We start from the raw sequence: 13,563 nt of genomic DNA, 5'->3' as shown, positions 1-13,563 counted from the left end.
CCGTCCTTCTCCTCGAACCTACATGCCGATGCTAGACCCTCCGCTTGAACTCGTGCCTGTGCTCGTTCCCGTGGGGGAACTCGAGGTCGATGCCGGATTCAGATCGATTCTTCCATAGACGCCGTTTGCTTCGTCATTGGGCCCCGCCGCGAAGAAGAGCGTAGTAGCAGGCTGATTGTTGAGCCCGTTGCCGAACGCAATGCCCCACAAGCCCGGCTCGACGATCGCACTTCCGTTCGAACTCTTGACGGCACCCATCGACTGGCCGCTCGATGCGTTGAATGCGTTAATCGTGCCGTCGCCGAAATTGCCGATCAATATCGCGCCGCTCAATGAGCCGAAATTGCTTGGCGCTTGCGCGATACCCCATGGTGCATTCAGCGCACCGCCGGTTGCAAAGTGCTGTTTGAGGTTACCTGCCGTATCGAATACGTCCACCATACCGAGTCCCGCTCCGGCGACGTCGTCATGTTTCTCGGCATCCTGCTTCGCGTAGGTGACGAACAGGTTCGATCCGATCAACTGGATGCCGAACGGCGCAAAGCCGGCAGGAATGGCTGGATCCGTAAAGGCGCCGGGCATGGCGACCTTGGCAAAATTGGTGTCGAAGACGTCGATCTTGTTGTTATGGAAATCGGCCGCGTAGAGGAAGTTGTTGCCGTTGTTGGCCGCGAGCGCGAGGCCCTTGTACACGGCGCCGCCGGTGCCGTCGTCGTACATGACGAAGGCGTTGGTCGGCCCAACCGCAGGCGCCCATGCTGTGACGGTGCCGCCTTCGCCCACGAAGATAAATGCGGCGACGCCAGACTTGCCGTTTTGCGTCACGTTGAAGCTTTGCGTGCCGTTAAATACGATGCCTGTTGGCGACGCTGTCCCGTTCTTGCCGTCGGGAATCGTGACGACGAGCGATTGCGGCACGCCGTTGCCGTCATAAAGTGTTGCAAGGTTGGTTCCGTTGTCGGCGACCCAGACGAAGCCTTTCGGATTAAAGGCCACGCCCCAGGCATTCTTCAGATTGACGTCGGTGTGTGCTGCCGACACGGCGCCATCCGAGACGAGCGCCTTTGCGGTGAACGACGACTGTGCAGGCGGCCCAGAACTGGGAGAACTGGAACTGCCGCCGCATGACGCGAGTGTCGCGATAGCTGCGCTGCAGGCTACGACGGTGAACGCTGCGAGTAGAGACTTCATGGCCGCACTCCTTGTTCCGTCCAAAGGTCACAACGCTCAATGAACGAGAGGGCGATCGGGTTTATTCCAGTGGAGGGAACTTATTTGCGAGTACTTTCTATGGCTGAACTGGATAGATAAAAGCGGGCTACGAGTTCACGTGCTGGCCTCCGGTTCGCCGCGTGGCAACGAGCTGCGATGTAGCGCAGCGATTACATGCGATGTAATTGGCGCCATGAGCGGCGGCATCTAGTCTGTGTCTGTCGCGCTTCCATTCCGGTTGCGCTCAAGGCCAAGGAGATACCATGTCCCGCTTTCCCACATACACGATCGAATCCGCTCCGGCAGAATCAATGCCCGTGCTCCAGCAATTGCAACAGGCGTTCGGCCTGATACCGAACATCGCGGCCAGGATGGCGCGATCGCCGGTACTGATCAACGGTTTTATCGGCCTGTTCGAGCGCGTGCATGCGAGCAGTTTCACCGAGCCGCAAATCCAGACGCTGTTGCTGACCAACGCCGTAACGAATGCAAGTGTCTGGGCCGTCGCATTTCACACGGCGCTGGCGTTGAAAGAAGGGGTGAATGCCGCCGACGTAGACGCAATCCGCCGCGGTGTCTTGCCTGATGACGGCGAACTGGCCGCGCTATCCGCATTGGCGCGCACGCTGATAGAAAAGCGCGGCCACCTGAGCGAATCGGACCAGACAAGTTTCCTGGAAGCCGGGTTCAGTGCTGAGCAGATACTCGAAGTTATTGCGGTGGTTGCGGCATCGACGATCACAAACTATACGGGCAGCGTCACCCAGCCGCAGCTCGAAGCGCAGTTCGAGGAATTCGTCTGGCTTGCACCCGCACGCTGAATTATTTTGTTCTTTATCTTGATCAGGGAAATCCGATGAACGCGAGCAGTCCCGATCCGAAAGCGCCGCAAAGTGAGCTTGGCGACTTGCTGCGCTATTGGCGCGATATGCGTGGCGTGAGTCAACTGGATCTGTCGCTCGAAGCCGGCGTTTCGCAGCGCCAGATCAGCTTTATCGAAAGCGGGCGCAGCGTGCCGGGCCGGGACACGCTGCTGACGCTTGCACAGACGCTCGACGTGCCGCTACGCGAGCGTAACGCGCTGTTGCTCGCGGCTGGCTATGCACCGGTGTATTCGGAAACGCCATGGAACGCACAGGAGATGAACGGTGTGATCGCCGCGTTGGAGCGCGTCGTTCGCCAGCATGAGCCTTTCCCGGCGATCGTGATGGATCGCCACTGGAACGTTCTGATGACCAACGACGCGGCGCCGCGCTTCTTCGACTGTTTCATCGACATGGCCTCGCGCAAAGGTCCACGCAATATGCTGCATCTGATCTTCGACCCGCAGGGCATGCGTCCATTCGTGGCCGATTGGGACACGGTCTCGCGAAGCTTGCTGCAGCGGGTGTATCGGGAGTCGATTGGTCACGTCGTCGATGCCGGCACGAGGCGTCTGCTCGACGAACTGCTCGCCTATCCGGATGTGCCGCGTGACTGGAAGACGCATCATGCGCCGTCCGCCGGGCCCACGATTCCTGTCATTCCGCTAGGCTTCATCAGCGGGGACGCGGTGCTTCGATATTTCTCGATGGTCACGACCGTTGGTGCGCCGCAGAACGTTGCCGCGCAGGAGATACGCCTGGAATGCATGTTTCCCGCCGATGACGAAACCGAAGCGCGCCACCTCAAGTTGCTCGCCAGGCGTTCGGAGCAACGTTGAGCCGGTGTGCGGTGGAGAGGCGGCAGAGAGCCGATCGTCCCAGCAGTTCCTGCCGCCTGCAACGCCGCGTCCCGCCTGGGCGGGACGCTTGTCACGACCCAGCTCAACCTCAATCAAGCCCCGGGCTTTCCGCCGATGGTGTTGCCTTGTTGCCAGGCGCGCTTACCTTCCTCGGACAACTCTCCGCTGCTGTGCGACGCGTCCGGTTTCGTACCTTCTACTGCCATTGAGCCGCCCGGCTGTTTCTGGGCAGGGACGCGTTCACCTTTGCGCGCCGCGGCGCGATCGTCCTGAGTGCGGCCTGCGTAAGTTTCTGTTGCCATTTCAACCTCCGGAAAAGAAGAGAACCATCATGTCTTTGCGATGGACGCGCGAACTTCGTACTGATGGACGCGCTTGCTCGCATCGAGACACACCCGGAGTCAACTGTGCGCATTGCGCGTGCCAGACGCGGCATTCGCGTCGCATTGAAGGCGTTCCATGCGGCCTGTGAGGAAATCGTCACACAATTTTCTCTCCGTGTATGATTCCGGCGTCGAAAGCTATTGCGGCACGGTTGAATGCATTGTGTGTAAGCCGGGTCTTTGCCAGCGTCGCGGGCGGACCAATGCGCAGATAAACATCTACCAATGTGCGAGCCCGGCAACATGGAGTTGCACAGACGCCGCTTGCAGATACATAAAGCCGTTATGGCAAAAGGCTTGACGAAGAAATGCCCCGCGCGACGACCGCTCGCGGGAAGATGAAGGAACAACGCTGAATGCTCGCAGAACAACGTCACCAATACATCTTGGCGCAAGTCGCCAAAACGGGCGCGCTGTCAGTCGCCGAGCTGGTGCGCGAACTGAACGTGTCGCGCGAGACCATTCGCCGTGACCTCAACGCGCTTGCCGGACGCGGCCTGCTCGTCACCACCCATGGCGGCGCGCTTTCGAGCGACCGGCGCGAGCCCGATCTCGACACGCGTGAAGCGGCAAACGCCGGCGCGAAGCGCGCGATCGGCGAGCGTGCAGCCGAGTTCGTGCCCGACGGCGCGTCGCTGATCGTCGACTCCGGCAGCACGACGCAGGCGGTCGCGCGAGCCTTACTCGACCGGCACCGTCTATCGGTGTACACCAACGACTGGCGCATCGCGCTGCTGCTCGGACGGCGCAACGACAATCGCGTCACGCTATTGGGCGGCGAGCTGTCCGATATCGAAGACGCCACCTTCGGGCTCGACACGGTCCACCAGCTCACGCAATATCACGCGGACTTCGCATTCATCGGCGCAGGCGGCATTTCGCCGGACGGTTATCTCACCGACTACAGCCGTATGGCCGCCGAAGTGCGCAGCCGCATGATCGCCGCCGCCGACACGGTGGTCGTCGTGGCCGACCATTCGAAGTTCGGCCGCGTCACACCGGTGCGGATCAACGGCATCGAGTCGGCGCGTTATCTCGTGACCGAACTGGCGCCCGAGCGCGCCATCGGCAAGGCGATTACGGCCCATGGCCCGGAAATCGTGATTGCCTGAGTCCACGTGCGCGGCCGGTGCGCGTGGTACGGCGTCAAGCTGCGACACGCGTCGCGCCGACTGCTGCTGGTAGGGCGCAGCCGCATGATCCGATTCCCGATCAGCGGTCATGCAGCAGCGGTTCTGTCAATCTCTTCACGCAACTTCCCGCTACCTCGTTCGGCTTGGCTATTATTGGCGAATTGTGTCATTTTTTGGAATTCGACAGAATAGTCATGGCGTTGTCACCGAAACCTGTGATCCTTGCCGTGCCCATACAGGCATGGCAGGCAGCGCGAACGTGGTAGACGGTTTGTAAGTCTCGCTTGGAAGACGCCGCGAAGTTGTCGGCAATCTGCAATCAGTCGATCGCATCGGAGTCGGCTGCGGCAACATGCAACAAGTCACGCAAGCAGCACGTAAGCGGAACATTAGCGGCAAATAAGCGGCACATCAGCAACACGCACGCAGCAAATAAAGCGCAAACGGCGCGCACCACGCGCCGTTCAATCACAACAGGTATCGGGTTTTCCCGACCGTCTGGTTTTTTTGCCTTTCGGAGAAAGCGACATGACAAAGACAAACTCCCCTCAGACCACGGGCCTCGCACGTAAGCTTCTGCCGGCGCTGGTCGCCGCCGCGATGTTCGGTGGCGTGGCCATGCAGGCGCGGGCTGCCGACGCGGTGGTGCTGTACACCGCCGACGGCCTGGAAAATCTCTATAAAGACGTGCTGCCGGCCTTCGAAAAGAAAGAGGGCGTGAAAGTCAACGTCGTGACCGCGGGCAGCGGGGAAGTCGTGAACCGCGCGACAATTGAAAAAGACCAGCCGAAGGCGGACGTGATCGTCACGCTGCCGCCGTTCATCCAGCAGGCGGATCAGAGCGGTCTGCTTCAGGCATACCAGAGCGCGAACTACAAGAACGTGCCGGCGATTGCCAAGGCGCCGAACGGCTCGTGGGCGACCTTCGTGAACAACTATTTCTCGTTCGCGATCAACCCGGAAGTCACGAAAAACCAGCCGAAAACTTTTGCCGATCTGCTGCACCCGGACTACAGTGGCAAGGTCGCTTACTCGAACCCGGCGACGGCGGGCGACGGCATGGCCGTGATCATCCTGACGTCATCGCTGATGGGTGAGGACAAGGCATTCGACTATCTGAAGAAGCTGGAGCAAAGCGCCAAGTTCCACACCAAGGGCACGGGTTACCTCGACGTTCTGCTGTCGCGCAACGAAATCGCGTTCGCGAACGGCGATCTGCAGATGGACCTGGACGACGCGGCCAACGGCGGCCTGTCGCTCAAGCCCGTGTTCCTCGCGGCCGCGCCGGGCGAACAACCGACCACGTTCCAGTTGCCGTATGCAATCGGCCTCATCAAGAACGGTCCGAACCAGGCGCAAGGCAAGAAGCTGATCGACTATCTGATGTCGACGGAAGTGCAGGCCAAGGTGCCGGACATCTTCGGCATTCCGGGCCGCACCGACGTGCCGCTCGCCGGCAAGAACGGCGAGACCGTCAAGCAGGCGATTGCGGGCGTGAAGCTGATTCCGGTGGACTGGAACCACGTGATGGCCAAGAAAGCCGACTGGACCGCGCGCTGGAAGAGCGACGTGATCGGTTCGTCGGGCAAGCAGATCGAAGTCGTCAAGCCGAAGTAAGCCGCTTTTTAGGCTTTCCAGTCTTGCTTCCCAGTCGAAGCACGCAGCGCTCTCGCGATCGGTGTGATCGCCGGCGCGCTGCCTGAGCATCAATCTTGTTGGAGGATGAATCCGGTGAATACGGCCAGTCTTGCTGGGCGAGGCGCGCTCGACGCCTCGCTGGACGCGCTCGGCGCCGCGCGTTCGGACGCGCCTGGCGGCGTGCAGATCGATCACCTGACGGTGCGCTTCGGCTCGCGCACCGTGCTCGACGATCTGTCGTTGACCATCCAGCGCGGCGAACTGCTCACCGTGCTCGGCCGCAGCGGCTGCGGCAAGACTACGCTGCTGCGGTTCATCGCCGGGTTTATCGAGGCGGACGGGTTGTCCGGCACGCTCACGGTCGCGGGCCACGATCTCACGCACGTGCCGCCGCATAAGCGCAACCTTGGCCTGTTGTTCCAGAGCTACGCGCTGTTTCCGCATCTGTCGGTATTCGAAAACGTCGCGTTCGGCTTGCGGGCGCGGCGCATATCGGCGAAGGACATCGCGCGACGCGTGGCCGAGGTGCTGAAACTCGTGCAACTCGGCGACGCCGGGCACGTGATGCCCGCGCAGCTTTCCGGCGGCATGCAGCAGCGCGTGGCTCTTGCACGTGCGCTCGTGATCGAGCCGGACGTGCTGTTGCTCGACGAGCCGCTCTCCGCGCTCGATGCCAATCTGCGCGCGTCGGTGCGCTCCGAACTGAAGGCGCTGCATGAGCGCCTGCCCAATCTGACCATTGTCTGCGTGACGCACGACCAGGATGACGCGCTGGTGCTGTCGGATCGCACGCTGTTGATGCGCGACGGCCGTATCGCGCAGCTCGGCACGCCGCAACAGTTGTACGACGCGCCGAACGACGGCTTTGTCGCGCGCTATCTCGGTACGGCGAATCTGCTGCCGCCGCAAGTCGCTTTCGGCATGGACGACGCGCGCTACAACGAACGCGAGCGGGTCGCCTGTCTGCGGCCGGAAGCGCTGCGCATCGTGCCGCTTGGAGAAGGGCAGTTGCACGGCGCAATAACATCCGTCGAATGGTATGGCGCGGTATTGTCGGTGTCGGTCGCTTTGGACGCGATGCCGAATGAACCGCTCCTCGTCACCATGCAGCGCGGCCACGGCATGATGCCGGAGAAAGGCGCGCGCGTTTCCCTGCGTTACGAGGCTGACGATGTCGTCCTTATCCACCCCTGAGGCGTCGAATCCGCTTCCCGCCTCGTCGGCAGCCGACGCCCGCCGCAGCGCGAGCGCCGCTTTGCATCGGGCCGCGGTAAAACGCCGCGAGCGCATGGCGCAATGGCATCTCCTGTTCATCGCGGTGGTCGTGCTCGGGCCGCTCGTCATTTACCCGCTCGTGCGCCTCGTGTTGCTGAGCCTGAGCGGGCCGCATGGCATCGGCCTGCAGGCGTATGCGGCGTTCTTCGGCAATCCCGAGACACGCGGCGTGATCGGCACGACGCTGTGGATTCTGTTCGCGAGCGCCGGACTTGCATCGCTGCTCGGCGTCGCACTGGCGTCGTTGCTGTTTTTCAAGCCATTTCCGGGCGCGCGCATGGTTACGCGGTTTCTCGAACTGTTCGTCGCGTTCCCGTCGTTTCTCGTCGCCTTCACGCTGATTTTTCTGTACGGCTCGCAGGGCTCGGTCAGCATCGGCTTGCAGCGGCTCTTTCATCTGGAGGCGCCGCCGCTCGATTTCCTGTTCGGCGTGGGCGGCGTGATTCTCGCCGAGGTCGTGTTCTACGCGCCGTTCGTCGTGAGGCCCACTCTGGCTTCGTTCGCCACGCTCGACATGCGTCTGATCGAAGCCGCCAGAAGTCTCGGCGCTAGCGGCTGGATGGTCGCATTCAAGGTAATCGTGCCGCTTGCGTGGCCGGGTATCGCTGCAGGCACGATCCTGTGCTTTCTGCTGACACTCAACGAGTTCGGCATTTTGCTCGTGCTTGGCAGCGCGCATCTGATCACGTTGCCGGTCGCCATTTACAGTTCGGCCACTGTCGACCTCGATCTGCCGACGGCGGCAGCCGGCGCGGTCGTCATGCTGATCATGTCCTTGTCGCTGTACGCGTTGTATCGCCAGGTCAACCGTCGCAAGGTAAAAGGAGCGGGCCATGGCCGTTGAACTCGACCCGACCGTGCTGCCGGTCATGCACAAGAAGGCGCGCCCGGTGCGCCGGAGTTTGTTCGTGCGGATGCTCGGCGGCCTGTTTCTCGGTTTTGCCGCGCTGTTGTGCTTCTGGCTTTTCGTGTTGCCCGTGATCGTGGTCGGCTTGTCGAGCGTGGCGGCGCACTGGTCCGGCACGATTCTGCCGGCCGGCTTCAGCACGCGCTGGTTCGAGCGGCTCGGCTCCAGCGACTTCGACGCGCTCACAACGAGTCTCGAGATCGGCATGGGTGTCGCCGTGCTCGGCACGATCCTCGGGTTGTGGCTTGCGCTCGCGCTCGAAGGACGAGACCGGCGCGGACTCGGCGCGTTCGTCGACACCATCGCCATGATGCCCAACGGCGTGCCGAGCGTGGTGCTCGGTCTCGCGGTACTGATCGCCTATCACAAGCGGCCGGTGGACCTGTCGAGTTCCGCGGCGATCGTCGTCTTTGTTCAACTCGCGCTCGTGCTGCCGTTCTGCTACCGGTGCGCGGCGGCGGCGTTGCGCCCTGAACTGACGATTCTGCGCGAAGCGGCCGCGAGCCTCGGTGCGCCTCCGTCGATGGTGCTGCGCCGCGTCGTGCTGCCGCAACTCGTGCCAGCGATCCGCGCGAGTCTCGCGCTCGGGTTCGCGCTGTCGCTCGGCGAACTGGGCGCGACCCTCACCGTTTATCCGCCCGGTTTTGCGACGGTGCCGATCGTCGTGGTCGGTCAGGTGGAGCGGGGCTACTACCTGCCTGCCTCCGCGCTGTCGCTGATTCTGCTGCTCGTCTCGCTCGCCGCGCTGCTGCTGATTGCGGCCCGTGTGCCGCGCCGTCGGATCGACTGAACCTGCGTTTTCCTCGTTTCCCTGGTGGCGCGTCGTGCGGCGCGCAGACATTCCACATACTTTCGATGTGGCGAAATTTGTCAAAATGACCGAATATATGCAAACTGCTTCTGTCGATCCGATTGAGGTTGTGCGCAGGCATTCGCTGACGACACTGGTTCGCGACGAGATCGAAAGGCACATCGTCGAAGGCGAACTGGCGCCGGGCGCCAAACTCAACGAAGCAGACTGGGCGGCGCGCCTTCAGGTGTCGCGCGGGCCGGTTCGCGAGGCGTTCCGCGCGCTCGAGCAGGCCGGGCTCGTGCGCACCGAGAAGAATCGCGGCGTGTTCGTGCGGACGGTGTCACTCGCCGAAGCCGACGAGATTTACGCGGTGCGCGCGGTGCTCGAAGAGGCGGCGTGCCGGATGTTGGCCGCGAACATCGACGCGAGTCAGCTGGCGGTGCTGCGCGATTGGCTCGATGCCATGCGCGCGGCGCTCGGTGCGCAAGATCACGATGCGTACGCGCGGGCCAACGTCGCGTTTCATGACGCGATCGTGGCGGCGGCGGGCAATGTGAAGTTGTACGAGACGTATCGAAGGCTGGTGAGCGAGTTGAGTCTTTTTCGGCGCGCGGCACTGGTGGTGCATGCCGATGCGATGGAGCGCTCGCTAGCGGAACATCGCGCGATTCTGACCGCGCTCGCTTCGCGCGATGCCGCGCATGCCGCGGCGCTGATGCACGCGCACGTGAACGGCGGCTTGCAGCGCGCGCACGAGGCGTGCGAGGGAGGCGGCGTGGCGGCCGGGCAGTTGGGAACGGCGCGCGGCGCGTCTGCTGCGGGCGACTGAACGACGACTGCAGGGCGACTGCAGGGCGACTGCAGCGATCGCGTTGTCGTCACGCATTGGCTTGAGGACGCGTGCGTAGCACGCAGGGACGGGAACAATGGCAAGCGCAAACGAAAACGCGAAGCAACGCACGGTCGAGGTCAACGGTCGCGGCTACCGGCTGCCTGAGCAGCCGACGGTTGTGATCTGCGTCGACGGCTGCGAGTTCGATTATCTGGAAGCTGCGGTCGCGGCGGGCGTTGCGCCGTTCATCGGCAAGATGCTCAAGGGCGGCGCGGCCTTCAAGGGCGATTGCGTAATTCCCTCGTTCACCAACCCGAACAATCTGTCGATCGTCTGCGGTGTGCCGCCGTCGGTGCACGGCATCTGCGGGAATTACTTCTGGGACCCGAATGCGAATGGCGGCGCGGGTGCGGAAGTGATGATGAACGACCCAGCCTATCTGCGTGCCGGCACCTTGCTGGCCGCGGCAGCCGAAGCGGGCGCGCGCGTCGCGGTCGTCACCGCTAAAGACAAGTTGCGCCGGCTGTTGGGCTGGCAGCTGAACGGCATCTGCTTTTCCGCGGAAAAAGCGGACACGGTGACGCGCGAGGAAAACGGCATCGACGAAGTACGGGAACTGGTCGGCTTGCCGCTTCCCGACGTGTACAGCGCGGCGCTTTCGGAATTCGTGTTCGCTGCCGGCGTGCGGCTCGCGCAAACTCGCGAGCTCGACCTGATGTATCTGTCCACGACCGACTACATACAGCACAAATGGGCGCCGGGCACCGAAGGCGCGAACGCGTTCTACGCGATGATGGACGGCTATCTGGCGAAGCTCGACGCGCTCGGCTGGGTGATCGGGCTCACCGCCGATCACGGCATGAACGCGAAGCACGATCCGCAAAGCGGCGAGCCCAACGTGATCTATCTGCAAGACCTGCTCGACGAATGGCTCGGCGCGCGAAAGGCGCGCGTGATCTTGCCGATCACGGACCCGTATGTGGTGCATCACGGCGCGCTCGGTTCTTTTGCGACAGTTTATTTGCCGCGCGATGTCGATGTCGCGCAGGTGATCGAGCGGATTCGCGGGCTGCAGGGCGTCGAAATTGCGCTTGATAATCACACGGCGTGCGAGCGCTTCGAGCTGCCGAATGACCGCGTCGGCGATATCGTCGTGATCGGCACGAAGCATGTGGTGCTCGGTACTCGCCGCGACGAGCACGATCTGTCGGGGCTTACGGTGCCGTTGCGCTCGCACGGCGGCTTGTCCGAACAGGAAGTGCCGCTCCTTTTCAACCGGCGTGTCGACGGATTGCCGGGCGCGGGGAACGAAAAGAGACTGCGCAATTTCGATATCTTCGACGTCGCGTTGAACCGCGTGTCGGCATCATGAACGCGACGCTGCGGGACCATCCGGCGTTCCGCGCGGAAGCGCTGCGGCTCGAAGGCGAGCGCGCGGCGCGTCCACGCTCGCTCGATGTAGTCGATCCGTATACGGGTACGCGCGTGGGCACGGTCGCGCTTGCGAGCGTCGATGATGTGCGCGCCGCATTTGAATACGCCGCTGCTTATCAGGCAAAGCTCACGCGTTATGAGCGCTCGCAGATTCTCGAACGCGCGGCCGCGTTGTTGCGTGACAGGACCGAAGAGGCGTCGGATCTGATCTCGCTCGAATCGGGTTTGTCGAAGCAGGACTCGCGGTATGAAATCGGTCGTGTGGCCGACGTGTTCAGGTTTGCAGCAATCGAAGCATTGCGTGACGACGGGCAAAGTTTCTCGTGCGATCTGACGCCGCATGGCAAGCGGCGACGCGTGTTTTCGCAGCGCGAGCCGCTTGCGGGCGTGATCGTCGCGATTACCCCGTTCAACCATCCGATGAACCAGGTTGCGCATAAGGTTGCGCCGGCAATCGCGACGAACAATCGCGTGGTGCTGAAGCCGTCCGAGAAAGTGCCGCTGTCGGCGCTTTATCTCGCCGACATTCTCTACGAAGCCGGCTTGCCGGCGCCCATGCTGCAAGTGCTGACCGGCGACCCGCGCGAAATCGCCGATGAACTTATCACGCACCCGTTGGCTGAACTCGTCTCGTTCACGGGCGGCGTGGCGATTGGCAAGTACATCGCGGCAAAGGCGGCGTACCGCCGCGTCGTGCTCGAGCTAGGCGGCAACGATCCGCTCATCGTGCTCGAGGACGCCGATCTCGAGCGCGCGGCGACGCTCGCGGTGCATGGCTCGTACAAGAACTCCGGGCAGCGCTGCACGGCGGTCAAGCGGATGCTCGTGCAAAAGCGCGTCGCCGCCGATTTCGCCGACCTGGTCGTCGAGAAGACGCGGGCCTGGACTTTCGGCGATCCATTCGATGCGGCCAATCAGATGGGCACGGTTATCGACGTCGCCGCGGCGCAGCTGTTCGAGGCGCGCGTGAATGAGGCGATTGCCGGCGGCGCGCGCTTACGTATCGGCAATCGACGCAATGGCGCGCTGTATTCGCCTACGGTGCTCGACGGCGTGGAGCCGGACATGACCCTCGTGCGAGAGGAGACCTTTGGGCCGGTGTCGCCGATCATCAGCTTCGACACGCTCGACGACGCGATACGTATCAGCAACGGCACATGCTTCGGGTTGTCTTCAGGTGTATGCACGAACCGGCAGGACGCGATCACGCGGTTCATCAACGAACTGCGAGTGGGGACGGTCAACGTGTGGGAAGTGCCTGGCTATCGGACAGAGTTGACGCCGTTTGGCGGTATCAAAGACTCCGGGCTCGGCTACAAGGAAGGCGTTCAGGAAGCGATGAAAAGCTTCACTAACCTCAAGACTTTTTCGTTACCGTGGGAGTAATAGCGTGGCATTGAGTGTGACGGACATCCGTTCGCTGTTCGAGCAATACGGTGACATCGCTTATAGCGGCGAACCGGTGACGCAGCTTCAGCACGCATTGCAGAGCGGCGCGCTGGCTGAAGAAGCGGGTGCCGGCGACGAACTCGTCGCCGCTTCGTTTTTGCACGATCTCGGGCATCTGCTGAATCTTCAGGGCGCGACGCCGACGGAGCGGGGCATCGACGATCTGCACCAGTACTTTGCGCTGCCGTTCTTGCGGCCGGTGTTGCCCGATGCGGTATTGGAGCCGATTCGTTTGCACGTCGACGCAAAGCGCTGCCTTTGCGCGATCGACCAAGGCTATTTCGATCAGCTTTCCGCCGATTCGGTGCGGAGCCTGGGTCTGCAAGGCGGCATCTTCGGCAGCGAGGAAGCGCAGAGATTTCTGCAGAAGCCGTACGCGCAGGACGCGCTCCGGCTGCGCAAGTGGGATGACCGCGCGAAAGAAGAACACCGCGTCACGCCGGGTCTAGATCACTACCTCGACGTGGTGGAGCGCGTGATGCGTAAGAGCGCGATGGTGTAGTTCTGGCTTGTCTATGTCGTTGTCCTGGCGCTGCTTCTTGCGCAATTTCCGTGTGTCGAAATAACGCTTGCAAGGCGCTGGCCGGCTCGCTAAAATCTCGCTCTTTCGTGCTCCGGACGCCGGGGCACGGGAAGCGGGAAAGCCAGTAGTGGCAAGGCTTCGAGCGGTGGCAGCAGGTTCAGGCAGCAACAGAAACCTGTTGACGGCGCAGCCGGAGTTCTTCATAATCTCGTTTCTCTGCTGCAGATGCAGCGACGCAGAACGAAGCGGTGCCGGGTGGTG

General features: G+C 62.4%; 13 protein-coding genes. 11 read left to right on the top strand and 2 right to left on the bottom strand.

Features of this window, described 5'->3' with window-relative positions; all coding sequences use genetic code 11:
- Positions 1–18 precede the first annotated feature (18 nt).
- Positions 19–1,191, bottom strand: coding sequence for a TIGR03118 family protein (locus J2W46_RS09630; RefSeq protein ID WP_310353138.1), 1,173 nt, complete (start codon positions 1,189–1,191; stop codon positions 19–21).
- Positions 1,192–1,475: 284 nt separating this feature from the next.
- Here J2W46_RS09630 and J2W46_RS09625 point away from each other — a divergent pair, with 284 nt between their 5' ends.
- Together J2W46_RS09625 and J2W46_RS09620 are read left to right on the top strand one after the other, a co-directional pair.
- Positions 1,476–2,033 carry a carboxymuconolactone decarboxylase family protein gene (locus tag J2W46_RS09625; RefSeq protein ID WP_131320813.1) on the top strand — a complete coding sequence of 186 codons (558 nt, stop codon included), beginning with the start codon at positions 1,476–1,478 and terminating at the stop codon, positions 2,031–2,033.
- 35 nt (positions 2,034–2,068) lie between these two features.
- The gene (locus J2W46_RS09620) at positions 2,069–2,914 is read left to right on the top strand and encodes a helix-turn-helix domain-containing protein (protein ID WP_310353135.1); all 846 of its coding nucleotides are present in this window, start codon (positions 2,069–2,071) and stop codon (positions 2,912–2,914) included.
- 113 nt (positions 2,915–3,027) lie between these two features.
- Here the strand turns inward: J2W46_RS09620 and J2W46_RS09615 are convergent, their stop codons facing one another.
- On the bottom strand, positions 3,028–3,237 hold the full coding sequence (locus J2W46_RS09615) for a hypothetical protein (RefSeq protein ID WP_310353132.1): 210 nt from the start codon (positions 3,235–3,237) through the stop codon (positions 3,028–3,030).
- 437 nt (positions 3,238–3,674) lie between these two features.
- Here J2W46_RS09615 and J2W46_RS09610 point away from each other — a divergent pair, with 437 nt between their 5' ends.
- The 9 genes from J2W46_RS09610 to J2W46_RS09570 all read left to right on the top strand — a co-directional run bounded on the left by J2W46_RS09610 (position 3,675) and on the right by J2W46_RS09570 (position 13,281).
- Positions 3,675–4,430: a DeoR/GlpR family DNA-binding transcription regulator gene (locus tag J2W46_RS09610; protein WP_027779716.1), complete on the top strand. Its 756-nt coding sequence runs from the start codon at positions 3,675–3,677 to the stop codon at positions 4,428–4,430.
- A gap of 549 nt (positions 4,431–4,979) precedes the next feature.
- The gene (phnS, locus tag J2W46_RS09605; RefSeq protein ID WP_310353130.1) at positions 4,980–6,068 is read left to right on the top strand and encodes a 2-aminoethylphosphonate ABC transporter substrate-binding protein; all 1,089 of its coding nucleotides are present in this window, start codon (positions 4,980–4,982) and stop codon (positions 6,066–6,068) included.
- A gap of 114 nt (positions 6,069–6,182) precedes the next feature.
- Entirely contained in the window at positions 6,183–7,283 is a 1,101-nt protein-coding gene (gene phnT, locus J2W46_RS09600; protein WP_087754394.1) for a 2-aminoethylphosphonate ABC transport system ATP-binding subunit PhnT, read from the top strand.
- Positions 7,261–8,208 (top strand): 2-aminoethylphosphonate ABC transporter permease subunit, encoded by a 948-nt coding sequence (gene phnU, locus J2W46_RS09595; protein ID WP_214876653.1) that lies wholly within the window; start codon positions 7,261–7,263, stop codon positions 8,206–8,208. Before phnT ends, phnU begins: the two co-directional genes overlap by 23 nt.
- Complete coding sequence (gene phnV, locus J2W46_RS09590; RefSeq protein ID WP_087754299.1) at positions 8,198–9,061, top strand: 2-aminoethylphosphonate ABC transport system, membrane component PhnV; 864 nt, start codon at positions 8,198–8,200, stop codon at positions 9,059–9,061. The genes phnU and phnV overlap by 11 nt, the downstream gene beginning before the upstream one ends.
- Before the next feature lie 85 nt (positions 9,062–9,146).
- Positions 9,147–9,893: a phosphonate utilization associated transcriptional regulator gene (locus J2W46_RS09585; RefSeq protein WP_310353125.1), complete on the top strand. Its 747-nt coding sequence runs from the start codon at positions 9,147–9,149 to the stop codon at positions 9,891–9,893.
- Between the two features lie 97 nt (positions 9,894–9,990).
- Positions 9,991–11,268: a phosphonoacetate hydrolase gene (gene phnA / locus J2W46_RS09580; RefSeq protein ID WP_310353121.1), complete on the top strand. Its 1,278-nt coding sequence runs from the start codon at positions 9,991–9,993 to the stop codon at positions 11,266–11,268.
- The gene (gene phnY / locus J2W46_RS09575; RefSeq protein WP_204522802.1) at positions 11,265–12,716 is read left to right on the top strand and encodes a phosphonoacetaldehyde dehydrogenase; all 1,452 of its coding nucleotides are present in this window, start codon (positions 11,265–11,267) and stop codon (positions 12,714–12,716) included. Before phnA ends, phnY begins: the two co-directional genes overlap by 4 nt.
- Before the next feature lie 4 nt (positions 12,717–12,720).
- Complete coding sequence (locus J2W46_RS09570) at positions 12,721–13,281, top strand: phosphonate degradation HD-domain oxygenase (protein WP_310353117.1); 561 nt, start codon at positions 12,721–12,723, stop codon at positions 13,279–13,281.
- The last annotated feature ends 282 nt before the right edge of the window (positions 13,282–13,563 follow it).

The sequence above is a fragment of the Paraburkholderia strydomiana genome, from assembly GCF_031456815.1.
Taxonomy (GTDB): domain Bacteria; phylum Pseudomonadota; class Gammaproteobacteria; order Burkholderiales; family Burkholderiaceae; genus Paraburkholderia; species Paraburkholderia caledonica.
This window is presented reverse-complemented; position numbering and strand designations above follow the sequence as displayed.

Excerpts from the sequence above, each read along its gene's own strand:
- phnA (WP_310353121.1), top strand. The coding sequence starts at position 9,991 with ATGGCAAGCGCAAACGAAAACGCGAAGCAACGCACGGTCGAGGTCAAC.
- J2W46_RS09615 (WP_310353132.1), bottom strand. The coding sequence starts at position 3,237 with ATGGCAACAGAAACTTACGCAGGCCGCACTCAGGACGATCGCGCCGCG.
- J2W46_RS09620 (WP_310353135.1), top strand. The coding sequence starts at position 2,069 with ATGAACGCGAGCAGTCCCGATCCGAAAGCGCCGCAAAGTGAGCTTGGC.
- J2W46_RS09625 (WP_131320813.1), top strand. The coding sequence starts at position 1,476 with ATGTCCCGCTTTCCCACATACACGATCGAATCCGCTCCGGCAGAATCA.
- J2W46_RS09585 (WP_310353125.1), top strand. The coding sequence starts at position 9,147 with ATGACCGAATATATGCAAACTGCTTCTGTCGATCCGATTGAGGTTGTG.
- phnV (WP_087754299.1), top strand. The coding sequence starts at position 8,198 with ATGGCCGTTGAACTCGACCCGACCGTGCTGCCGGTCATGCACAAGAAG.
- J2W46_RS09610 (WP_027779716.1), top strand. The coding sequence starts at position 3,675 with ATGCTCGCAGAACAACGTCACCAATACATCTTGGCGCAAGTCGCCAAA.
- phnS (WP_310353130.1), top strand. The coding sequence starts at position 4,980 with ATGACAAAGACAAACTCCCCTCAGACCACGGGCCTCGCACGTAAGCTT.
- J2W46_RS09630 (WP_310353138.1), bottom strand. The coding sequence starts at position 1,191 with ATGAAGTCTCTACTCGCAGCGTTCACCGTCGTAGCCTGCAGCGCAGCT.
- phnY (WP_204522802.1), top strand. The coding sequence starts at position 11,265 with ATGAACGCGACGCTGCGGGACCATCCGGCGTTCCGCGCGGAAGCGCTG.
- phnU (WP_214876653.1), top strand. The coding sequence starts at position 7,261 with ATGTCGTCCTTATCCACCCCTGAGGCGTCGAATCCGCTTCCCGCCTCG.